This window comes from Polaribacter tangerinus, assembly GCF_038024095.1.
Classification (GTDB): Bacteria; Bacteroidota; Bacteroidia; order Flavobacteriales; family Flavobacteriaceae; genus Polaribacter; species Polaribacter tangerinus.
The window spans coordinates 2,514,095-2,538,210 of record NZ_CP150668.1; the positions used below are offsets into that span (position 1 = coordinate 2,514,095).

20 protein-coding genes, 1 tRNA gene and 1 CRISPR repeat array are annotated in these 24,116 nt (G+C 31.3%); of the genes, 16 read left to right on the plus strand and 5 right to left on the minus strand.

The window, feature by feature from the left end; all coding sequences use genetic code 11:
* Positions 1-52 precede the first annotated feature (52 nt).
* Positions 53-1,009, plus strand: a complete 957-nt coding sequence (locus tag WHD54_RS10970; RefSeq protein WP_233130969.1) for a glycoside hydrolase family 2 TIM barrel-domain containing protein — start codon at positions 53-55, stop codon at positions 1,007-1,009.
* A gap of 3 nt (positions 1,010-1,012) precedes the next feature.
* Entirely contained in the window at positions 1,013-2,434 is a 1,422-nt protein-coding gene (locus WHD54_RS10975; RefSeq protein ID WP_088323379.1) for an MFS transporter, read from the plus strand.
* 73 nt (positions 2,435-2,507) lie between these two features.
* On the opposite strand, the gene WHD54_RS10980 is transcribed toward WHD54_RS10975, so the two are convergent.
* On the minus strand, positions 2,508-3,158 hold the full coding sequence (locus WHD54_RS10980) for a peptidoglycan-binding domain-containing protein (protein WP_088323378.1): 651 nt from the start codon (positions 3,156-3,158) through the stop codon (positions 2,508-2,510).
* Between the two features lie 204 nt (positions 3,159-3,362).
* On the opposite strand from WHD54_RS10980, the gene WHD54_RS10985 reads away from it, so the two are divergent.
* From WHD54_RS10985 to WHD54_RS11020, 8 genes are all read left to right on the plus strand, one after another.
* Positions 3,363-3,770, plus strand: a complete 408-nt coding sequence (locus WHD54_RS10985; RefSeq protein WP_088323377.1) for a response regulator — start codon at positions 3,363-3,365, stop codon at positions 3,768-3,770.
* On the plus strand, positions 3,770-4,207 hold the full coding sequence (locus WHD54_RS10990; RefSeq protein WP_317043147.1) for a heme NO-binding domain-containing protein: 438 nt from the start codon (positions 3,770-3,772) through the stop codon (positions 4,205-4,207). The genes WHD54_RS10985 and WHD54_RS10990 overlap by 1 nt, the downstream gene beginning before the upstream one ends.
* A gap of 101 nt (positions 4,208-4,308) precedes the next feature.
* Complete coding sequence (locus WHD54_RS10995; protein ID WP_340767324.1) at positions 4,309-4,734, plus strand: PAS domain-containing protein; 426 nt, start codon at positions 4,309-4,311, stop codon at positions 4,732-4,734.
* A gap of 18 nt (positions 4,735-4,752) precedes the next feature.
* Positions 4,753-6,291 (plus strand): PAS domain S-box protein, encoded by a 1,539-nt coding sequence (locus WHD54_RS11000; RefSeq protein ID WP_340767325.1) that lies wholly within the window; start codon positions 4,753-4,755, stop codon positions 6,289-6,291.
* Positions 6,291-6,608, plus strand: coding sequence for a hypothetical protein (locus WHD54_RS11005; RefSeq protein WP_088323375.1), 318 nt, complete (start codon positions 6,291-6,293; stop codon positions 6,606-6,608). Before WHD54_RS11000 ends, WHD54_RS11005 begins: the two co-directional genes overlap by 1 nt.
* An 11-nt stretch (positions 6,609-6,619) precedes the next feature.
* Positions 6,620-7,336, plus strand: coding sequence for a LytTR family DNA-binding domain-containing protein (locus WHD54_RS11010; protein ID WP_317043146.1), 717 nt, complete (start codon positions 6,620-6,622; stop codon positions 7,334-7,336).
* Between the two features lie 559 nt (positions 7,337-7,895).
* On the plus strand, positions 7,896-9,284 hold the full coding sequence (gene glmM / locus WHD54_RS11015; RefSeq protein WP_088323374.1) for a phosphoglucosamine mutase: 1,389 nt from the start codon (positions 7,896-7,898) through the stop codon (positions 9,282-9,284).
* 11 nt (positions 9,285-9,295) lie between these two features.
* Positions 9,296-10,762, plus strand: a complete 1,467-nt coding sequence (locus WHD54_RS11020) for an aminotransferase class V-fold PLP-dependent enzyme (protein ID WP_088323373.1) — start codon at positions 9,296-9,298, stop codon at positions 10,760-10,762.
* Here the strand turns inward: WHD54_RS11020 and WHD54_RS11025 are convergent.
* Entirely contained in the window at positions 10,757-11,647 is an 891-nt protein-coding gene (locus WHD54_RS11025; RefSeq protein ID WP_088323372.1) for a lysophospholipid acyltransferase family protein, read from the minus strand. The two genes, WHD54_RS11020 and WHD54_RS11025, sit on opposite strands and share 6 nt — an antisense overlap.
* A gap of 84 nt (positions 11,648-11,731) precedes the next feature.
* Between WHD54_RS11025 and WHD54_RS11030 the strand changes: the two genes are divergently transcribed.
* Entirely contained in the window at positions 11,732-12,388 is a 657-nt protein-coding gene (locus WHD54_RS11030) for a rhomboid family intramembrane serine protease (RefSeq protein ID WP_088323371.1), read from the plus strand.
* A gap of 165 nt (positions 12,389-12,553) precedes the next feature.
* On the opposite strand, the gene WHD54_RS11035 is transcribed toward WHD54_RS11030, so the two are convergent.
* Positions 12,554-12,626: transfer RNA gene (locus tag WHD54_RS11035), tRNA-Gly, on the minus strand.
* Between the two features lie 363 nt (positions 12,627-12,989).
* Here WHD54_RS11035 and cas9 point away from each other — a divergent pair.
* Genes cas9 through cas2 form a run of 3 tightly spaced genes read left to right on the plus strand, consistent with a single transcriptional unit; the run spans position 12,990 to position 18,838 of the window.
* The gene (gene cas9, locus WHD54_RS11040) at positions 12,990-17,606 is read left to right on the plus strand and encodes a type II CRISPR RNA-guided endonuclease Cas9 (RefSeq protein WP_088323370.1); all 4,617 of its coding nucleotides are present in this window, start codon (positions 12,990-12,992) and stop codon (positions 17,604-17,606) included.
* Positions 17,599-18,492 carry a type II CRISPR-associated endonuclease Cas1 gene (gene cas1, locus WHD54_RS11045; RefSeq protein WP_088323369.1) on the plus strand — a complete coding sequence of 298 codons (894 nt, stop codon included), beginning with the start codon at positions 17,599-17,601 and terminating at the stop codon, positions 18,490-18,492. Before cas9 ends, cas1 begins: the two co-directional genes overlap by 8 nt.
* A 7-nt stretch (positions 18,493-18,499) precedes the next feature.
* Positions 18,500-18,838, plus strand: a complete 339-nt coding sequence (gene cas2 / locus WHD54_RS11050; RefSeq protein WP_088323368.1) for a CRISPR-associated endonuclease Cas2 — start codon at positions 18,500-18,502, stop codon at positions 18,836-18,838.
* Between the two features lie 174 nt (positions 18,839-19,012).
* Positions 19,013-20,502: direct repeats of the CRISPR family, unit length 46 nt; unit sequence CTTGTGATTGCTCACGTAAAGATACAATTTGAAATCAATTCACAAC.
* A 70-nt stretch (positions 20,503-20,572) separates the two neighbouring features.
* On the opposite strand, the gene WHD54_RS11055 is transcribed toward cas2, so the two are convergent.
* Positions 20,573-21,382, minus strand: a complete 810-nt coding sequence (locus WHD54_RS11055; protein ID WP_088324922.1) for a DUF1853 family protein — start codon at positions 21,380-21,382, stop codon at positions 20,573-20,575.
* A 166-nt stretch (positions 21,383-21,548) separates the two neighbouring features.
* Between WHD54_RS11055 and WHD54_RS11060 the strand changes: the two genes are divergently transcribed.
* Positions 21,549-22,223, plus strand: coding sequence for a DUF2461 domain-containing protein (locus tag WHD54_RS11060; protein WP_088324923.1), 675 nt, complete (start codon positions 21,549-21,551; stop codon positions 22,221-22,223).
* Between the two features lie 2 nt (positions 22,224-22,225).
* Here WHD54_RS11060 and WHD54_RS11065 read toward each other — a convergent pair whose 3' ends face one another.
* A complete protein-coding gene (locus WHD54_RS11065; protein WP_088324921.1) occupies positions 22,226-23,575 on the minus strand; it encodes an MATE family efflux transporter in 1,350 nt (449 codons plus the stop codon).
* A gap of 101 nt (positions 23,576-23,676) precedes the next feature.
* On the opposite strand from WHD54_RS11065, the gene WHD54_RS11070 reads away from it, so the two are divergent.
* Positions 23,677-24,072 carry a thioesterase family protein gene (locus tag WHD54_RS11070; RefSeq protein WP_088324920.1) on the plus strand — a complete coding sequence of 132 codons (396 nt, stop codon included), beginning with the start codon at positions 23,677-23,679 and terminating at the stop codon, positions 24,070-24,072.
* Positions 24,073-24,116: the final 44 nt, after the last annotated feature.

Below are 24,116 nucleotides of genomic sequence, written 5' to 3' on the forward strand. Positions count from 1 at the left end.
TACTAAAATCATGAAACATGTACCGATACTTTTTCTGCTATTTTTTTTACTTATGTCATGTAAATATGAGCAAAGAAAAGATGTTATTAGTGTTTCGGGCAGAAAAATTTTACTGAACAATCAACCGTATCTAATTCAGGGAATTTGTTATCATCCTGTGCCAAAAGGTACTAATAAAAGAGATTTCGGAAATATAGACGAAGATTTAAATTTAATGACAGAGGCAGGAATTAATACAATTCGTGTTTATGAGCCTATTGATGATTGGCAGGTTTTAGATAAAATTGATGCTGCAGGTATTAAAGTAATTATCGGTTTTGGATACAATCAAGGAGGTAAAAATGATATTCTATCAGGAACTTTTATCGATTATGTTAAGAAATACAAAAGTCATAATGCCATTTTAATGTGGGAGTTAGGCAATGAGTACAATTATCATCCGGAGTGGTTTAATAATGATATTAAAACTTGGTATAAAGCAATGAATGATGCTGCTAATTTAATTCATAAAAACGATACAAATCACCTAACTACAACAGCACACGGAGAATTACCAGATTCACTAGCATTAAGCATGGGCAAAAATATTGACGTTTGGGGAATGAACGTTTACAGATGGGACAATCCCGATAAAATTTACAAACAATGGGAGGAAGTTAGTACAAAACCGATGTATTTATCCGAAGGAGGTGGAGACAGTTATATGTTGATAGCAAAGGCAGGTTACGAAAAAGGAGTAAATGAACTTGCACAAGCAGATGCGAATTATAAGATTTTAAAAAGTGTTTTTTCTAATGATGATGTTTGCAGTGGTATTACCCTCTTTTCATTTACCGATGGATGGTGGAAAGCAGGCAATAATAACCAGCAAGATATTGGTGGTTGGGCACCAAATAGTTCTGGTGTTCCTTATGATGGATCACCAAATGAAGAGTTTTGGGGAATTGTAGATATTGATAGGAAAAAGAAAAAAACGTTTGAAATAGTAAAAAAAATGTATAACAAGTAAGTGATGTCAGAAAGAATAAAAAAAGTTCCGTTTGGTCAAAAAGTTGCCTTTGGAGTAGGGATGTTAGCAAATCAAATGTTTCCCGCAGCACTGGGAATTTTTATGGTTGTTTTGGTACAAGATCTAGGTTTTCCAGGTTGGATGTGGGGAATTATCTATTTCTTCCCTAGAATGTTCGACTCTTTTACAGATCCAATTATGGGCTACATATCAGACAATACAAAGTCTAGATGGGGCAGAAGGCGGCAATATGTTGTTCTCGGAGGTTTAATTATGGGAATTGCCTTTATAATTATGTGGCAACTTTATAGAGAAAGTGGTATAGATTACAACTTTATCTATTTTATGTTTTGGTCTTTTATTTTTTATCTCGGACTCACCATTTTTAGTGTTCCTTATGTAGCAATGGGATACGAAATGAGTGATGATTTTCACGAGCGAACAAGTATTATGGCTACTGCACAATGGATTGGTCAATGGGCTTGGGTTATAGCTCCATGGTTTTGGGTAATTATGTATGATGCCGAATGGTTTGATTCTGCAGAAATAGCAACGAGGTCGTTGGCATTTTGGGTAGGAATTATTTTTGCGATTTGCGCAATAATACCCGGTATTTTTATAAAAAGTAAATCGACATTACAGGAAGATTACGCTCCTTTAAATATAAAAAGCATTGGAAATAGTTTAAAAGAAATAGGAGCTGGTTTTTTAACAGCTTTTAAAATGAAGCCATTTAGGCAACTTTGTATCGCTACTTTTTTAGTTTATAATGCGTTTATGACAATTGCCTCTTTTTCTTTCTTTATTATTGTATATCATCTTTTTGCCGGAGATGCAAATAATGCTGGAATATGGCCAACTCTTTTTGGTTGTTTAGGAGCTTTAGGAACTACTTTTTTTGTAATTCCTATAGTAACAAGAATGTCTAAAAGTCTCGGAAAAAAAAGAGCGTTTATTATTTCTCAGGGAATATCTATTGTGGGTTATGTAATGCTATGGTTTTTATTTGTACCAGGCAAACCATATCTTTTTATTTTTGCCTTACCACTATTTTCTTTTGGAATTGGTAGTTTGTTTTTACTTATGATGTCGATGACTGCAGATGTTATAGATTTAGATGAATTAAATACTGGTTTAAGACGAGAGGGAACTTTTGGTGCAATATATTGGTTAATGGTAAAGTTTGGTTTTGCAATTGCAGGAGGTTTAAGCGGATTAATAATGAGCTTTGTTGGTTTCGATTCTGGTGCAGTTATTCAGCCCGAAGGAGCTGTAGATGGCTTGCGATTGGCATTTTCAGGAATTCCTATTTTAGGAACAACCATTGCAATGTTTATTATGAAAGACTATAATATTACAGAAGAAAAAGCAAATAAAGTGAGTTTGCAGTTAGCAATAAACAGAAAAAAAGCACTACAAAATTAAGTCTACAAAAAAAGGAGGTAACAGTTTTTAAAATCTGTTGTCTCCTTTTAGTATGTTTTAATCAGGGTAACTTTTACCTAAAAAGCACATCTAGTGTAAGTAAATCTAGTGTTCCGTCTGCAAATAGATTATTTTTTTCTTCAAAATGCTTTATGGCTGTCATGGTTTCTTTTTTAAGAATACCATCTAAAAGTATGTCATACCCGTTGGCAATTAATTTTTTTTGTACTTCAAAAATTAGCGGATTTTTTTCTCCGTATTTTAAAACTTTGTTAGGGTTAAAAAGTTGTTTTATCCTGCTGTTTGCTTCCTTTTTTTGGAAAGAATCCGAATCTGAACCACTTTCGTGTAAAAACTTAATTTTTTCATTATCAAAGCCCTTATCTTTAAGAGTAGCAGCATTTTCTAATTTCGATTCGTAAAACTTTATTGCTGCAAGTTTTTTTGCATATACTTTTTGCGCAGCAACTGTTTCCGGAGCGTCATTTTCTGGAGCTCTTACATCAATATCATTTACCGTCCATTGTAGTGTTACAAAGCTATTTAAATCTTCAACTGCTTCAAAATAGTCTAAAACAATAGCTTGATTATAATAATTAAAATCTAATTTTTTTGAAGTTACATAGGCACTGTTTTTGGCTGTAAACCTTTGATATGTATTGTATTGGCCGAAACCAACTACTGTTAAAATTATTAGTAATAATAAAATTATTAATTGTTTCATGATGTTTTTTTTCTTATAACAATTACAAATGTAATTAATTCTTATGATAAAAAGCACTGTTTATGAAACCAACAAAAAGTATCAATTTATAAGTTGTTAATCTCATTTTTAGCGCATTATAACGTTGTTTTCAATAATCTTACCTAAATAATTTTAGATAAATAGAGTATTTAACTATATTTGACTTCAATCTTTAATATACAAATGGAAAAACAAAACTTAAAAATTTTACTAATTGATGATGATCCTATTGAAGCTTTAAAATTCAATAGAGCAGTTTCCGACTCCTCACACCATAAAATTGAGGTGGTTACAGATGGAGATGCTGCTATGGAAAAGCTAGAAACCTTTCGACCTAATATAATTTTACTAGACTTAAATATGCCATTAACAGATGGCATAGAATTTTTAGGTTTTTTAAAGTCAAATGATAGTTTACGACAAATTCCTGTTATTATTTTAACCACCTCAGACAATGACTCCGATTTACGTTATTGTTATAACATTGGTATTGCGGGCTATATGATTAAGCCATTGAGCTATGAGGCTTATGAAGAAAAAATTAGAGGGATTTTAAATTATTGGAGTTTAAATAACTTTGTAAAAGCCTAGTGAAAGGAATCATATTTAGAGAATTTTTAGAATCTATAGAACTTAACTATAGTCTTTCTGTTTTAGATACAGTAATTAGCAAAGCAAATTTACCGTCTGGCGCAGCTTACACTACTGTTGGTACCTATAGTTTTTCTGAAATGTTATTACTTTTAAATAGCCTGAGTAGCACTACAGGAAAATCGATAGATGATTTATTGTTAAGCTTCGGGCATCATTTTTTTGGTGTAGTTAAAAGAGATTACAGCTCGCTTCTAAAAAGTTATAAGAATGCCTTAGATATGATTTCATCCGTAGAAAGTCATATTCATATAGAGGTTAGAAAAATTTATCCGGATGCAGAACTTCCTCATTTTAAAATTCTTGAATCATCAGATAACCGTTTAACAATGTTGTATAGTTCTAGTAGGGCAATGCATTATTTTGGTTTAGGTTAGATGGAAAAAGTATTTAATCATTTTAACGAAAAAGCAATTATAGAGCTAGAAAAGTTAAATGATAAAGGAACTTTAGTTAAATATTCGATTACAAAAAAACAGTGAAAAAAGAAGAAGTTGACATATTAAAACGTGCTTTAGAGAGAGAAAAAAAAGCTCGAAAAGAAGCTGAAAAGATTTTAGAAACAAAATCTTTAGAGCTTTATAATACTACGTTGGCGTTAAAAAAAACCAATCAACAATTAGAAAAAAATATTTATGAGAATCAATCTCAAATAAAAGGTTTTTTTAAAAGTTTTAATGATGCTTTTGTACAAATAGACATTCATGGAAATGTAAAAAACATGAATAACAATGCTAGTGCTTTATTTGAATATGATTTAAGTAAAGAGTCTCTTAATGTAGTAGATGTAATTTATAAAGAAGATTTTGACTATGCAATGAAATCTTTTAAAGAACTTTTGGCAAAAGGTTATTTTTCTAATTATACAGCAAGAATTATTACCAAGAGTAAGCAAATTAAATAGGTTCATATTAATGCAAGTGTGGTTTACGATAAAGATAATAAACCACTTATAGCACAAGGAATTGTTAGAGATATTACTGGAGATAGATTAGCAGAGGAAAGTTTAAAAAAATCTGAAAGCAGACTTTACAATATTATTTCAAACTTAGAAACAGGAATTTTACTAGAAGATGAAGATGGCAAAATTGTTTTGACCAATTCTCAATTTTGTAAGTTGATTAATATTAAGTCAACACCAAAAGAATTGATTGGAAAAGATTGTTATGGGGAGTTTTTAAAAAGCAAAGATATTTTTAAAGATCCTACTTCTATTTTTAAGAGAATTGGAAATATTATATCAAAAAAAATTAAAACATTAGGAGAAGAAATAGTTTTAAAAGATGGTACTATTTTAGAAAGAGATTTTGTGCCAATTACTGTAAATAATGTTTATTATGGTCATTTGTGGTCATATAAAGATGTTACTTTAAATAGAAATTATTACAAGAGTTTAGAGATAGAAAAAGAAAAGTATCGCAGTACAATTGCCAATATGAATTTAGGTTTATTAGAAGTAGATTTAGACGATAAGATAATTTTGGCAAATAACAGTTTTACCGAAATTTCTGGGTATTCTCAAGAAGAGTTACTAGGTAAAGTAGCTAGAGATTTACTGGCAGTAAGCGACCAAAAAGAGGTAATTAATAACGAAATACTAAAAAGAGAAAAAGGAAAATCGAATAAATACGAAATTACTATTTTAAACAAAGCAGGTAAAAAGAGAATATGGTTAGTTAGTGGTGCTCCAAATTATAATCTTAAAGGAGAATTAATTGGCTCTATTGGTATTCATTTAGATATTACAGATTTAAAAAACTTAGAGCAACAAAAAGCTCAAATGCTTCAAAAACTGGCCAGAAGTAATCAAGAATTAGAAGAATATGCACATATTGTTTCTCACGATTTAAAATCGCCATTAAGAAGTATTCATGCACTTTTATCGTGGATAAAGCAAGATAATTTAACTCATTTCGATACTCAAACTTTGGGTAATTTTGACCTTTTGTTTAGAACTGTTGAAAAAATGGAGAGCTTAATTACCAATGTTTTAGAATACTCTAAAGTAAATGCTAATTCAGTATCTAACATTACGTTAGATTTAGATGAGTTGGTAAAAGATTGTATAGAAATTTTAATGATTCCTTCTCATATAGATGTTCGTATTATTAAAAAATTACCCTCAATTTATGCCGATAAAACAAAGATAAGGCAGTTGTTTCAGAATTTAATAAGCAATGCAGTTAAGTTCTCAGACAAGCAAAAAGGGTACATAGAAATAGATTATAAAGAGAAAGATGCGTTTTATGAATTTAGTATTCGTGATAACGGAATAGGTATAAAACAAAAACATTTTAAAAATATATTTAAGGTGTTTCAATCTTTAAACCCACAAAAACAATCTACAGGAATAGGACTATCAATTGTTAAAAAAGTGGTGCAAATATATGGTGGAGAGGTATGGTTAACCTCTACATTCGGAGAAGGAACAACTTTTTATTTTACGATTAGAAAAGAATAATGGAAACACCAAATTTAGAATATATCGATAAAATTGCTAACGGTAGTGAAATATTAAAAGCAAAAATTATAAAAATTGTTAGAGAAGAATTATCTTTGGACTCAGAAAAATACTATGAGTTAAAAGATACTAAAGACCTCAAAAACTTTAAAGTATACATTCATAGGATAAAAAATAAAATGACTGTATTGGGGTTAATAGAATCTTATAAGATAGCAAGTAACTATGAAAAAAATATTGAAAATGTTACAGATGAAGAAAAGAAGTTTTTCGAAAATACACTCGCCCACATGATTGAATTCATTGATAATATTTAATTTTTCCCCCAATGATGAAAGGTATAGTAATAGATGATGAGCTTCTTGCAAGAACAGTTTTAAAAGAGCTCGCAGCCCAGTTGCCAGACGTAACTATTGTTGCAGATTTTCCGAATGCAATGAGTGCCATAAAGTATTTGAATTCTAATGACGTAGATTTTATATTTTTAGATATTCACATGCCAGATTTTGATGGCTTCGATTTTTTAGAAAGTTTAAAAAAAACACCCAAAGTAGTACTTACCACCTCAGACGATCAACAAGCTTTAAAAGCTTTTAAATATAAATTTGTGGTAGATTATATTCTTAAGCCACTAGAGTTAGATAGGTTTAAAGACTCTATCGACAAATTAAAATCTTTTATGATTGTAAAAGAGCGTAATGATGAGGTTAAAGAAGAAAAAAAGAATGTATATCAAGATTTTTTGTTTGTAAACGTAGACAAAAGATTGATAAAAATTACCTTTTCAGATATTCTTATCATCCAAGCAAGCAGAAACTATATTCTTTTAAAAACAGCCAATCAAACATACAAAGTACATAGTCCTCTAAAAAAGATTTTAACAAAGTTGCCTCCTCAAGATTTTTTAAGAATCCATAAGTCTTTTATCGTTAATTTAAATAGTGTTGTAGATATAGAAGACAACAGTATTTTAATTGGTAAAGAGGTTATTCCTGTAGGAAAAACATACAGAGCAAAACTAAAAAAGAGGCTCAACCTTTTATAAAGTTTCATATTTCTTTCTAAATCCCTTAAAGTACAATATTACGGTTCGTTGGTGTACAGAAAAGTATACTTTCGTCCAAATTTGTAAAATATATTTTCAAGTATACTTTAAATTTGCAGCATGTTAGGAAAGATACGAAAGTATCGGTTTTTGATTCTTAACTTCTTTTTAAGCTTACAGTTTTTAAAGAATGTAAAGAGTTAGTTATTTAAGTATAGTTGACAGGCTATTATAGATACCCCTTCTTATTAAGAAACTTTTATTTTAGTTTGTCAACTTTTAAAAATCCCCCAACTTTCCATACATAAATCCCCCAACTAATTAAAATTTCATCTTATCAAAAGCCCATTCTGAAGAGAATGGGCTTTTGACTTTTTGTGGTAAGTTTTTTTCCTGTTTTTGTAAAAATATTAAATAATTTAATATTGTAATTCCTATCTAATTTTATACGGGTACCTTTAATAACACCTTTCTTTACACAATAAAACCACATTTTTTTTCTTTCAATAATTAGAAGTAGAAAAGAAACGATTATCTTTGTTTTGTATAAAAAGAAGATATGACCTTAATAAAATCAATTTCAGGAATTAGAGGAACAATAGGTGGTAAACCATCAGAAAACTTAACCCCAATAGATGCTGTTAAATTTGCTGCAGCTTATGGGACTTTCATCAAAAGCCGAAATGTATCTAAAGAGTCCCTAACTGTTGTAATAGGAAGAGATGCAAGAATTTCTGGTAAAATGATTGCTAGTTTGGTAGCAAATACACTTGTTGGTCTAGGAATTAATGTAATCGATTTAGGGCTATCTACTACTCCTACAGTAGAGGTGGCTGTTCCATTAGAAAACGCAGACGGAGGTATCATACTAACTGCCTCACACAACCCAAAACAATGGAATGCTTTAAAGCTACTTAACGAAAAAGGAGAGTTTTTAAACGGACAAGAAGGAGAAAAGATTTTGGAGATAGCCGAAAATGAAGACCTTACTTTTGCTGAGGTCGATAATTTGGGGACTTACTCTAAAAACAATACGTATTTAGACAAACACATACAAGAAGTTTTAAATTTAGAATTGGTAGATGTAGATGCTATTAAAAATGCCAATTTTAAGGTGGTGGTTGATGGAGTAAATTCTACAGGAGGTATTTTTATTCCTGCACTATTAAAGGCTTTAAATGTAACTTGTGTAGAACTGTATTGTACACCAAACGGAGAATTTCCTCATAACCCAGAACCTCTTAAAGAGCACTTAACAGATATATCTGAATTGGTTGTTAAAGAACAAGCAGATTTAGGAATTGTGGTAGATCCTGACGTAGATAGATTGGCTATTATTTCTGAAGATGGTTCTATGTTTGGCGAAGAGTATACGTTGGTTGCCTGCGCAGATTATGTGTTGGGTAAGTTAGGTGGCGGAAACACTGTTTCTAATTTATCATCTTCAAGAGCGTTACGAGATGTAACCAAACAACACGGAGGTAATTATACTGCAGCAGCAGTAGGAGAGGTTAATGTAGTTCAGAAAATGAAAGAAACCAATACTGTAATTGGAGGAGAGGGAAATGGAGGTATTATTTACCCTGCTTCTCATTATGGTAGAGATTCTTTAGTAGGAGTGGCCCTGTTTTTATCTCATTTAGCCAATAAAAAAGTTTCTTGTAAAACGTTAAGAGATAGTTATCCTAGTTATTACATGAGTAAAAATAAGATTGAATTAACACCGCAAATTAATGTTGATGCAATTTTAGAAACGATGGCTAAAAACTATCAAAATGAAGAGGTTAACACTATAGATGGAGTAAAAATTGATTTTAAAAATAAATGGATTCATCTAAGAAAATCGAATACAGAGCCAATTATAAGAATATACACCGAAGCTACATCTCAGAAGGATGCAGATGATTTGGCTGTTCGATTTATAAATGAAATTAAAGCAATTACTTAACATTTTGTGTAATGAATTTAGAGCGTTATTTCAGTCAGTTTAGAGAAAATATAGTGGGTGTAGACCAAGTTTTTACATCACCTTTTGGAGAAAAAAAAATTATATATACAGATTGGACAGCTAGCGGACGATTATATCGTCCGATAGAAGAAAAATTGTTGCATAAATTCGGACCATTTGTTGCCAATACTCATACAGAAACCACTACGTCTGGTGCGGCAATGACATTGGCATATCATGAAGCTCGAAAAATTATAAAAAAGCATGTAAATGCCAATGAAAATGATGTGCTAATTACAGCAGGATCTGGCATGACAGGTGTAGTTAATAAGTTTCAAAGAATTTTAGGACTCAAAGTTTCTGAAAGTTTACGAAATTATACGACTATTCCGGGAGCTCTAAAACCTATTGTTTTTATTTCACACATGGAGCATCACTCTAATCAAACATCGTGGTTAGAGACTATTGCAGATGTTGTAGTAGTTCCTTGTGATGATGATGGTTTGTTGTGTTTAAAAAGCTTCGAAAAATGCATTCAAAAACACGAATATAGAGCCGTAAAAATTGCTTCAATTACCTCTTGTTCTAATGTTACTGGTATTAAAACCAATTACCACGAAGTAGCAAAATTAATTCATAAATACAACGGATTGTGTTTTGTAGATTTTGCTTGTTGTGCTCCTTATGTACCTATAAATATGCATCCGTCGGAGCCCGACGAATATTTGGATGCTATTTTTTTCTCGCCTCACAAATTTTTAGGAGGTCCTGGCGCAGCGGGAGTTTTAGTATTTAATAAAAACTTATACAAAAATACCATTCCAGATAATCCTGGTGGCGGTACGGTTAGTTACACAAACCCTTGGGGACATCACGATTATTTTGAAGATGTAGAAACTAGAGAAGATGGCGGAACTCCGGCTTTTTTGCAAACGATAAAAATTGCCCTGGCAATTCAGCTAAAGGAGCAAATGGGAACTGATAAAATTAAAGAAAGAGAAGATGAAATTAACAAGGTAGTTTTCGAAACTTTAGAGAGTTTAGAAGGTGTACATATTTTAGCGCCTAAGCAAAAAAATAGATTGAGTATTTTTTCGTTCTATTTCGAAAAATATCATTTCAATTTGGTGGTTAAACTTCTAAACGATCGTTTTGGTATTCAAACCAGAGGTGGCTGTTCTTGTGCAGGAACTTATGGTCATTTTTTATTAAATGTAGATGAAGAAACTTCTCATAAAATAAAAGATGAAATATTGCAAGGCTGCAATACAAAAAAACCGGGCTGGGTAAGACTTTCTTTACACCCAACAGTAAGTTCAGAAGAACTACATTTTATTTGCAATTCCCTTAAAGAGTTGGCAAATAATATAGAAAGTTGGTCTAAAGATTATGTTTATCATCCCGTAAAAAACGATTATACACATAAAACAATAGCACCAATAGAGCAAAGTTTGGTAAAAGATTGGTTCGAATTATAAGAACTCTTTTGGTACTTTATCTCTATGTTTAAAGCGTTTGTGAGACCATAAATAGAATGCTGGTTGCGCTAAAATATTTTTTTCTGTAAGAGAGGTATATTTATCGGTAATTTGGTAGTTATCAAAACTTTTTGGAGTATCGGTAATTAATTGAAATGTGGTTTCGTAATAGCCTCTTTTTACTTTTTTGCTAACATAGTTTATTACCACTAAATCAAATCTTTTAGAAAGCATTTCTGCACCCGTATGCACAGGTACTTTTACATTAAAAAAGTTTCTCCAATAATAGGTTTTGTGTGGTTGTGGAGATTGGTCGCTTAGTAAAATATATAAGCCTTGTATATTTTCAGAAAAGTTTTTTTGCATCCCTTTAATCATGTCTGAAGTTTTAAAACCTTTAACGCCAAATTTTTCTCTAGAGCTTCTTACTTTTTTCTCGAAATATTTATTGTTTAGCTTTGTATAGGCACCAAAACAGTCTATATCGATCACCTTACCTAAACTGGTAGACCACTCCCAATTTGCTTGGTGTGCACCTACTAAGGCAATACTTTTTCCTTGTTTTGCAAAATTATTAACCAGCTCTGGGTTCTTATATCGATACCTTTTTAGAATCTCATTTTCAGAAATAGAAAAAGCTTTTACACTTTCCATCATCAAATCCATTAAATGTTTAAAAAACTTTTTACGAATATTGTAAAGCTCTTCTATTGATTTTTCTGGAAAAGCCAGTTGTAAATTTTCTAAAACTACTTTTTTACGATATCCAAAAACATAGAAAATCAGCAGGTAAAAAATATCAGATTTTAGGTATAAAACTCTCATTGGTAGTTTAGAAAGTAACCAAATAAAAGGATAAGAAATTGCGAAAATTAAAAATTGCATACGTTGTTTTTAGAAGTACAAATATCGCATATAAATTTAAAATGAAAAGAGTTATTAATACTTGCTTTTTAGTATGTTTGTCTTATGGGATTAAACATACATCAAATAGTACTTATCATAATTATAGCCAATGTATTGGTGTCAATGAAAGGTTTTAGCGATTATTCTTTTTTAAATAAATACAAGTTTCAAGTTCAAAAAGTGCTTCAAGGAGAAAAAATAAGAATGCTTACTTCTGGTTTTTTGCACGTAAATTTGCCTCATTTACTATTTAATATGTATGCACTTTATCTTTTTGGTAATATTGTGGTAAATGTTTTAGGGACTTCTAATTTTTTAATTATTTATCTAGGAAGTTTATTATTTGGTAGTTTATACACTTTAAGGTATCATAAAAATGATGCTTATTACTCTGCTGTTGGTGCGTCAGGGGCTGTTTCGGGTATTATATATGCATCTATATTGCTGTACCCAAGTATGAGTTTATACTTGTTTTTTATTCCCATTCCTATTCCTGGTTATATTTTTGGTGTTGGCTATTTGTTATATTCTATTTACGGTATGAAAAAGCAGTTGGGCAACGTTGGGCACGCAGCACATTTAGGTGGTGCAATGGGAGGTTTTTTAATTACCTTGCTGTTAAACCCTATACTATTTAAAGTCAATTTACTTTTAGTAATTGCTTTGGCAGTGCCAATTATTTTAGTGTTGGTTTTTGAAAGTAAATTAAAAAATCACTAAATCTTTAAAAGAGATAGGCATACAAGTTTCTTTACCATTTTTTCAGAAAAATACATTTCTTTAAGAGTATTATTATTATTATTATTATTATTATTCAATTAGTTTTTAATTGAAGAGGAAAATTTTTCACAAAAAAAAAGACTTCATAAATTATGAAGTCTTTTGAGCGAAAGACCAGGTTCGAACTGGCGACATTCAGCTTGGAAGGCTGACGCTCTACCAACTGAGCTACTTTCGCATGGTAAAGAGCTGCAAATATAATATGATTTTTAACATTTACAATGCTTTTTTTATAAAAAAGATGCTTTCTTGTAAAGGATACTTATAATGAAATGATTAGCAAATAAAAAAGTATTAAAAAGTAGGGTGGAAGTAAAAAATTACACAAAAAAAAAGCGACATGTAAATGCCGCTTTAAATGTTTTCACAACGGAATAATCCTTATTGTGAATTGATTTCAAATTGTTCTCAAATATAATAAAAAATTAGTTATTTAACTATTTTTTTTATATTTTTATAGAAAATTGCTAAAATAAATTCATTTTACTTAAAATTATATTATCACTTAGCCTTATGTATTAAGGTTAAAAAAAGTTACGTTATGAAAAAAATATTAGGATTAGATTTAGGAACCAACTCTATTGGTTGGGCGTTGGTAGCTCAAAATTTTCAAAAAAAAGAAGGAAATATTAAAGGTTTAGGAAGTCGAATTATTCCTATGTCCCAAGATATTTTAGGGAAATTTGATGCAGGACAATCACATTCACAAACTTCCGAAAGAACAAGTTACCGAGGTGTTCGACGATTACGACAGCGAACTTTATTACGAAGAGAACGCTTACATAGAGTGTTGAATATTTTAAACTTTTTACCCGAGCATTATCAAAAAGCGATTGATTTTGAAAAGCATTTTGGAAAGTTTAAGCACAACAGTGAAGTTAAATTAAATTATAAAGAAAATTCAGATGGAAAACACGAGTTTTTGTTTATGGAATCATTTAATGAAATGGTTTCAGACTTTAAAGCTCTTCATCAAGAAACTAATATACCGTTAGATTGGACGCTATATTACTTGCGTAAAAAAGCACTTACTCATAAAATCACCAAACATGAGTTAGCTTGGATTTTGTTAAATTTTAACCAAAAAAGAGGATATTATCAATTAAGGGGTGAGGAAGAAGATGACGATTCGGGTAAACAAATAACTTTTGAACGCTTATTGGTAACTGAGGTAAAAGACACTGGAGAGGTTTTGAAAAAAACAAATGAACCTTTATATGAGATATTTTTTGAGAATGGTTGGAAATATGATAAGCAAACCACTAAGCCCCATAATTGGCTAAATAAGTATAAAGAGTTTATTGTAACTATTAGTACACTAAAAAGTGGTGAGGAAAAAATAACGTATAAAGCTGTGGATTCTGAAAAAGACTGGATTGCTATTAAAAAGAAAACAGAGCAAGAAATTGAGCAGCGCAATGTAACTGTGGGAAAATTTATATATGAAACACTGCTTAAAAATCCATCACAAAAAATAAGAGGTAAGCTTGTTAAAACTATTGAGCGTAAGTTTTATAAAGAAGAATTAAAAAAAAATATAGAAACTCAAATCCAGTTTCATCCTGCATTGCAAGATGAAAAAATATACACCGCTTGTGTAAATGAGTTGTACCCCAAAAACGTAGCGCACCAAAATGCAATAAAAAATAAAGATTTTGCATATTTGTTTTTAGAGGATATCATTTTTTATCAACGACCTTTAAAAAGTAAAAAATCTACTATTTCAAATTGTCCTTATGAGCAACGCTATTTTATAAAAGATGGCATTAAAAATATACAGCCTTTAAAATGTATACCAAAATCACACCCATTATTTCAAGAATTTAGGTTGTGGCAATTTCTACAAAATTTAAAAATCTACTTAATAGACGATATTGAAAATAACAAAAAAGATGTAGATGTAACACCTACTTTTTTTAATACCGAGCAAGATTGGGTTGCTTTATTTGATTATTTAAATACCAAAAAAGATATAGATCAAAAACAGCTTATAGCTTATTTGGTGAAACTTGGAAAAATAAAAAAACTTGAAAAAGAAAATTACCGCTGGAATTATGTTGAAGACAAAAAGTATCCTGCTAACGAAACTAAAGCCTCATTTTTAAGTAAACTCAATAAAGTGGAAGGATTAGATGCAGTAGCTTTTTTAACCACTGATGTAGAATTACATTTATGGCATATAATTTATTCGGTTAATGATATTACAGCCTATGAAAAGGCACTTAAAACATTTGCAAATAAACATCACATAAGAGAAGATGCTTTTGTAGCGGCTTTCTTAAAATTTTCACCTTTTAAAAATGAATACGGTGCTTATTCCGAAAAAGCGATAAAGAAATTATTACTTTTAATGCGAATGGGTTCCTACTGGAATGAAAATCATATATCCAACGAAGTTAAACTTCGTGTGGAGAGTATTAAAGAGCGTTTAGAAAGTATACAGTATGATGAAGCGGTGTTTAAAAAAGACTCAAATAATCTGCTACAGCGTATTGCCGATGATGAGGTGCCTAAACAACTTTTAAAAAGTTTTTTAAGCTTTAAAGGTAAAAATCATTTAAAAGGATTAAATACCTACCAAGCTTGTTACGCTGTTTATGAACGCCACTCCGAGTTAGGTACCATACAGCAATGGCATTCACCACAGGATATTACCAATTATTTAAACGAATTTAAGCAACATAGTTTGCGAAATCCTATTGTGGAGCAAGTAGTTACCGAAACGTTACGTGTAGTAAGAGATATTTGGGTGCAATTGGGTGAAAGTAAAAAAGGTTTTTTTAACCAAATACACTTGGAATTGGGCAGAGAAATGAAAAACTCGGCGAAGAAAAGAGAGACCATTTCCAAACGTAATGCAGAAAACGAGAAAACAAATACAAGAATAAAAGCACTTTTAGAGGAATTAAAAGCTGAAACTAACGCTGATATTAGGTCTTTTTCGCCTAGTCATCAAGAAATTTTAAAAATTTACGAAGAAGGTGTATCCCAAAACCCAAATGTTAGTTACGCGAACTTAAGTGAAGACGATGTAAATAAAATTAGAAAAAATAGCGCACCCACAAAAGCCGAGATAAATAAGTATAAGCTATGGTTAACACAAGGTTATTTGTCCCCTTATACCGGTGAAATCATTCCGTTAAGTAAATTATTTTCGGTAGATTATCAAATAGAACACATTATTCCGCAATCGCGCTATTTTGATAACTCAATGAGTAATAAAATTATTTGCGAAAGCGACGTAAACCAGTTAAAAGGAAGTAAAACTGCCTACGAATTTTTAAAAAGCGAAAAAGGTAGAATTGTAAGCCTTAGCAATGGCAAACAAGTAAAGTTATTTAATTTAGAGCAGTACGAAAACCACTGTAACCAATATTTTAAAGGTAACCGAACAAAACTTAAAAACCTACTTGCAGAAGAAATACCCGAAGGTTTTATTAATCGCCAGTTAAACGATAGTCGTTATATTAGTAAGTTTATCAAAAGCTTGCTTAGTAATATTGTGCGCGAAGAAAACGAAAAAGAAGCTACGGTTAAAAATTTACTACCCGTTAGCGGTGCGGTAACCTCAAAGTTAAAGCAAGATTGGGGATTAAATGATAAATGGAACGAAATAGTGGCTCCACGATTTATGCGATTAAACGAGCTCACTAAAACTAACGATTATGGCGAATGGGATAGTAAAATTAATGCTTTTAGAAGTAAAGTACCCAACGAAATAGCAAGTTGTTTTAGTAAAAAGCGAATAGATCATCGCCACCATGCTTTAGATGCTTTAGTAATTGCTTGTTGTACGCGTGAGCATTCTAATTACCTTAACTCTTTAAACGCTCAAAAAGAAAATTATGGTTTAAAAGACCAATTGTTAATTAAAAACAAAGAAGGTCATTATACCAAACATTTTAAGTTGCCATGGAGTAATTTTACTACAGATGCTAAAAATAACTTAGAGAAAACCGTAATTAGTTTCAAGCAAAATTTACGTATTATTAATAAAACCAATAATAAAACTTGGCAATGGCAACCGCAGGAAAACGGTACATTTAAAAAAGTATTGGTAAAGCAAAAAGGACCTGGCCAATCCAATAACAAAACCAATTGGGCAATTAGAAAACCTATGCACAAGGAAACCGTTTCGGGTGCGGTACAAATAAAAAGACTTAAAAAAGGCGAACATAATATTGCTAACTATGTAACTACGCCCAACTTAATTGTTAATAAAGCCATACGTAATAAATTGCTTAGGGTAATTGAAGTATTTAATAACGATATTAAAAAAGTAAAAAAGCACATAAAAGATAATCCCATACAACTACAAGGTAAAAAAGTAACTAAAGTAAAAGTGTACGAATGGACACAAAATGCTACGGCTACACGCGTTGCACTTACCGAAAAGTTTACACGTAAACAATTAAACGCGGTTACCGATAGTGGTGTACGCACCATACTTAATAACCATGTAAAAATGTATGTTAATGAAAAGCAAGAGGAACAATTTAACCTAGCTTTTAATACCGATGGTAATGAGGCATTAAATAATAACATTGTTCGCCTTAATAACGGAAAAAAACATCAGCCTATATACAAAGTAAGATTGTATGAAGAAGGTAGTAAGTTTAAAGTGGGCGAAACCGGAAATAAAACTTCTAAATATGTAGAAGCCGCAAAAGGGACTAACTTATTTTTTGCTATTTATTATAATGAAGAAAAGCAAAAAAGAGTGTATGAAACCATACCATTAGATAAAGTAATAGCACACCAAAAACAAACGGCTAACATACCACAAAATGAGAAGTTGCTCATACAGCCCGATTATACCAAAGGAAAGTTTTTGTTTTCGCTATCGCCTAATGACTTGGTGTATGTGCCTACCGAAGAAGAAATACTTAATAACAACTTAGTTGATTTTAGTAATTTATCACCCGAGCAAGTAGGACGAATTTATAAAATGGTGAGCTCAACTGGAGCAGAATGTCATTTTATAAATAATCATATATCTAAATTAATTAAGAGCTATGACTCAAAAACCAAAATTGGAGAGTTTGGAAGCTTAAATAAGTCTGAATTATCATATGATGATAGTAGAATAAAAGAACGCTGTTGGAAACTAGAAGTAAATCGTTTGGGTAAAGTAGTAAAAGTGCTAGCTAATGATTAAGCGCACCATTTACATAGGTAATCCTGCATATTTAAAGTTACAGCAACAACAACTCGTAGTGCAGGAGCCTCAAAGTAAAACAATTAAAGGTACGGTGCCTATTGAGGATATTGCACTGCTTATGCTCGATCATTATCAAATAACGCTAAGCAACCAACTATTAATACAACTACAAGGAAATAATGTAGCTGTAATTAGCTGCGATGCGCAACATTTACCCTTTGGGGTAATGTTGCCTTTATATGGGCATACCCAATACGCCGAGCGTGTACGGCATCAAATGGTTGCGTCCGAGCCACTTAAAAAGCAATTATGGAAACAAACGGTAACGCAAAAAATAGCCAATCAAGCCACACTTTTGGCCTTGCATTATAAAAATAACGACACTATGTTGCAGTATCAGCACGATGTAAAAAGTGGCGATACTACCAACCGCGAAGGAATGGCGGCTCAATACTATTGGAAACATATATTAGACAATTTTGCTAGACATCGCGAAGGCGATGCGCCAAATAATTTACTAAATTTTGGTTATGGTGTGTTACGGAGTATAGTAGCACGTGCCTTGGTATGTAGTGGTTTGCTCCCGGTATTGGGGATATTTCATAAAAATAAATACAACCCATACGCTTTGGCCGATGATATTATGGAACCTTATCGGCCATTTGTAGATAAATTGGTAATAAATTATATAAACAATACCCAACAGTCTACACAGCAATTAACACCAAAGGTAAAAGCACACCTTTTAACCATTGCCACACAAGATGTTTTTATTGATAGTTTAGAGCGCCCTTTGTTTGTTGCGGTAACTACTACCACTGCCAGCTTGTATAAATGTTATACTGGAGAATTAAGACAAATTAAATATCCAGAATTAGATTAAAACCAAAATGTCAGCTAGTAGATTTAGCGCTTATAGAATTATGTGGGTACTCGTTCTTTTTGATTTGCCAACTGAAACCAAAAAAGAGCGAAAGGCTGCTAATTTATTTCGTAAAAACCTTATTAAAGATGGTTTTGGTATGTTTCAGTTTTCTATTTATTTAAGACATTGCCCAAGTAGAGAAAATGCTAAAGTACACACTAAAAGAGTTAAAGCTAATTTACCAAAACATGGTAAAGTTTGTATTTTAGAAATTACAGACAAACAGTTTGGTAGCATGGAGTTATTTCACGGTGTAAAAGAGGTAAATTTACCGCAGCCTTCACAACAACTACAATTATTTTAATTTGTATTCATTTTAAAATAAGAACAATAAAAATAGTTATTTTAACAATAATAGGAGGTCGTAGAAATATAAAAATGAGTAAAAATTTTATCTACAAATTAAAAATCCTGTAATTTTTATAATTCTAAAAAAGAATCCCAAAGTATTGATTTTACTCAATATTTTGGGATTGACCTTGTGATTGCTCACGTAAAGATATAATTTGAAATCAATTCACAACCTAAAATTTCTTGTGTTCTAATGCATCCGCCTTGTGATTGCTCACGTAAAGATATAATTTGAAATCAATTCACAACCTAATTCATCAATAACATTCGCAGCGGTTACTTGTGATTGCTCACGTAAAGATATAATTTGAAATCAATTCACAACAACCAATTTCCCTTAGCTTCGGTTACAATTCTTGTGATTGCTCACGTAAAGATATAATTTGAAATCAATTCACAACTTATTTGGGTGTCTTCCGTTATTAGGCATACTTGTGATTGCTCACGTAAAGATATAATTTGAAATCAATTCACAACCCTTTCGGTAAGTGTTATAAATTGAGTAATCTTGTGATTGCTCACGTAAAGATACAATTTGAAATCAATTCACAACTGACAGAACCTATAATAGAAACACCTTGAGCTTGTGATTGCTCACGTAAAGATACAATTTGAAATCAATTCACAACAATAATTGTTTATTTTCATTGTTTAATAATCTTGTGATTGCTCACGTAAAGATACAATTTGAAATCAATTCACAACCATTCTACTGTTATCCATCCTTTATTAACTCTTGTGATTGCTCACGTAAAGATACAATTTGAAATCAATTCACAACACTCTATTTCTTTACTATCAATTGTAATTACTTGTGATTGCTCACGTAAAGATACAATTTGAAATCAATTCACAACCTAAAACCTCTTGTGTTCTAATGCATCCGCCTTGTGATTGCTCACGTAAAGATACAATTTGAAATCAATTCACAAAGGTTCCATTTTTTTGTTTCTATATTACTTCCTTGTGATTGCTCACGTAAAGATACAATTTGAAATCAATTCACAACTTCGGGGTCGAGAGAGAAAAAATAAATATTCTTGTGATTGCTCACGTAAAGATACAATTTGAAATCAATTCACAACTAATTTAAATTTATTTCTTTTTATTCCGTACTTGTGATTGCTCACGTAAAGATACAATTTGAAATCAATTCACAACGAAGTTGATTTTATAGGTTTTACTCTAACTCTTGTGATTGCTCACGTAAAGATACAATTTGAAATCAATTCACAACATTCCTTGACTGTATTATCGCGAATTGTGGCTTGTGATTGCTCACGTAAAGATACAATTTGAAATCAATTCACAACCTTTCGCTCTCTCATCATTCTTTAAAACATCTTGTGATTGCTCACGTAAAGATACAATTTGAAATCAATTCACAACCATCGAACTTGAATTCTAACTTCTCAGCCTCTTGTGATTGCTCACGTAAAGATACAATTTGAAATCAATTCACAACACTTATTTAATTTCTTCTTGACTACTAATACTTGTGATTGCTCACGTAAAGATACAATTTGAAATCAATTCACAACTTAGTCCAGAATAATCGTTTTTTTTTTGATCTTGTGATTGCTCACGTAAAAATACAATTTGAAATCAATTCACAACGAATATGTGTCTGATGGTATGGAAGGTGGTCTTGTGATTGCTCACGTAAAGATACAATTTGAAACTTGCGTTACCACCAAACTAAAAAGAATTTTTGCAAATTACCATTTTTATGTTTCAACCAGCACATAGGAGAAAAATTATTCTCTAAATAGGTTTTTACGGTTGTTTTAAATTGGTCTGTAGACAACCAGTTAACATTGGTATGTGGAGAAATTAACCAGTTTTTTTTGGTTGGAATATAAAATTTACATTCAGTAAAGTGTTGTAAATCGTCCATACCACAGTAAAAACCTACAATACAATGGCTGTTAATTTTCTTTAAAATAGGTTTTTTACTAAAAAGAGGTGTAAAAAGTTGTGCTTTAAAGTATACTTGCTGCTTTATAGTTTCTAAAGGTATTTTTATTGACTTTAAAAAGTCTTTAGCAGGTAATGTTTTTATAACTGGCAATTGTTTGCTACTAAGTTTATCAATTTTTTCCGATAAAGAATCCTTTTTGTTTGGTCCAATAAATTGATCTATTTCATCGGTTCCGGCATTTTTATCATACAAATAAAACTTATAAATTATTTCTAAATGAATCGGAGTGTTGTGCTGTGATAACAAACAATCTAACTCTCCAATTGTCCTTTTTTGATCTTGTAATTGAACATTTTCGGCTATGATAGTACAATTTTTATTTTGTGATATTTGATGAGACACAAAGCGTTCTATGTATTTGCCTAACCGTAATTTTTCATTAATATTAAATGTAAATTTTGTTTGGTGTGTTTCAATTTCAAATTGTGTTAAACCGCCAACAGCATCACCTTTCCACAAACATGGTGTTTTTAGGTAGCCTATATATTGTAGTTGAATGTTGGCGTTATTATGCATAGTAATTTCTAAAATAAAAGAGGGTGTTCCTGTTTCACCTACGAAACAAATTTACTCTTATTTAAAAACAATACATCAGTAATTACTGTTTTTAAAGGCTATTTTAAAATAAGGAATGCAAACCACTAATATTTTTGTAATTTTAACCTTTTTAAAAGGATTAATTATGCAGCTAAAAAAATCTACTTTTACATATTTAAAAGAATTACATCAAAATAATAATAGAGAGTGGTTTGCAGCTACAAAAGAAGAGTATGTGAATGCCCAAAAAAATGCCAAAGAGTTATTTTCTGCCATTCATTTAAACCTACAAAAGCACGACGATATTGAAAAGTCTAAAATGATGCGAATATATCGAGATGTGCGTTTTTCGAAAGACAAAACACCATACAAAGCACACTTTGCCAATTCCTATAGCAGACTAGGTAAGGAGTTAAGAGGAGGTTACTTTTTAAGAATAAGGCCGGGAGAGAGTTTTTTAGCAGGTGGTTTTTGGGAACCTAATAAAGAGGATTTATATCGAATTCGTCAAGAAATAGCGTTGGATGCATCTGAAATAAAAGAAATTTTAGCGGCAAAGGAGTTTCAAAAATACTTCGGAGGAAAGTTTGAGAGCTTTTCTGAGCTTAAAACTGCTCCTCGAGGTTTCGATAAAGAGCATCCAGAGGTGTCACTATTGCGTAAAAAAGGATTTATAGCTTCTAGAAGTTTTACAGATGCAGAGGTATTGTCTTCCTCTTTTATCGAAGAGGTTGATAAAAGCTTTAGAGCACTAAGACCTTTTTTTAATTTATTTAGCGATATTTTAACAACAAATTTAAACGGAGAATCTATTTTGTAAAATTACTGTTGGTTGTTTTTTAAATTTTTAGAAACTTCAATTTTTAATACAACTACGGTAATAATGGTAGACAGCACATCTGCTATAGGAAAAGACCACCAAACACCTGCAACACCATAATAAATAGGTAGAAAGTAAGCAAGAGGAACTAAAAAGATACCTTGTTTTAATAGGGTTAATACGAGTGCCGGGAATGCTTTTCCTGCCGCCTGAAAGTAGGCTGCACCAATTAATTGTAGGGTTACAATAGGAGTCGCCATAAAAACAATAAGCATGGCAGTGGGTGTTCGCTCTAATAAAATGGCATCATTGGTAAATATCCAAATTACTTGTTCTTTAAATAAAAGCAATACTACAAAAATTAGGGAGCCTAAAAGAGTTCCAAAATAAATAGATTTTTTGATGGTTTCTTTTACTCGTTCGTTATTTTCTGCACCAATATTGTAGCCGGCTACGGGTAAAAATCCTTGAGAAACTCCCATAATAGGAGAGTAGGCAAACATCATTACTCGATTAATAATTCCGAATATTGCAATAGAAATTTCACCTCCATAAGTAAAAAGCGAATAATTTAGCACAATCATTAGTAAACTAATAGCACCTTGCCTTACAATGGTAACTCCTCCTAACTTTGTTATTTCTGTTACAATTTTAAAGTCGAGTTTAAAATTTTTAGGAATTATTTTTAGTTCACTCTTAGAAGACAAGAAAAAGAACAAAATGTAGAGTCCACAACTTGCAAATGAAATGGAAGTTGCCAAACCTGCGCCCCACATACCCCAATTAAAAATTTTTATAAAAAGAATATCTAATAAAATATTTAGTACAGCAGGAATCATCATTGCATACATCGCAAATTTGGGTTTTCCTTCTGCTCTAATATTTGGGTTTCCCATCATGGCAAATGCTAAAAAGGGCACCCCATAAATTATCACACTAAAGTAAGTAGTAGCAATTGGTAAAATGTTTCCTTTTGCACCAAATAAGTGCAATATGGACTCGCTGTAAACGGTACCTAAAACAACAAATAAAAGCGATAAAATAGTAGTTAAGGCAATTTGATTTCCGAATGTTAAGAATGCTTTTTCAGAATTGTTTGCTCCCAAAGCTCTAGAAATTATAGAGCTTCCACCAATTCCAATTCCCATTCCAATAGAAGAAATTAAAAACGCAATGGGTAGCACAACTGTTATTGCCGCAATTGCTAATACTCCAATCCACTGACCTACAAAAATAGTATCAACAATCATGTTTAAAGACATTACAAGTATTCCTATGGTAGCAGGAACGGCTTGTTTAACTAGTAGTTTACTAATTTTTTGAGTACCTAAATCGTTTGCTAATTTGTTCATATAAGTTTTGCAAAGTAACTAATTTATGAAAGCATTTTTTTAAATGATGCATCAATAATTACTATAGAACTATTAGAATTTATAAGTTTGTAAAAAAAAAGATGCACAATATTTTTCAGGTTACAATTAAGGTTACAAAAAAAGACATTGATACTTTACATCATGTAAACAATGCCGTGTATGTAAAGTGGATGGATATGGTTGCTTATAAACATTGGGCTTTTTTAACAAACGGTGTTACAGTAAGTGATTGTGTTTGGGTGGTTATGAAACACGAAATAGCGTATTTAAAACCCGCATTTTTAGGGGATGAAATAACAGTTAAAACTTGGGTTGGCAATACACAAGGTTTTAAATCTGAGAGATTAATGGAGTTTTATAAAGAGGATGTGCTTTTAGTAACGGCAAAAACTACGTGGGGTATGTTAAGTGCATCTACTAACAAACCCAAAAGAATAAACAAAGATGTATATGCAGTTTTATATCCTGAAAGTTGATTTTTTTTTACACAAATTATCACTTAAATAATATCTAAAAACCT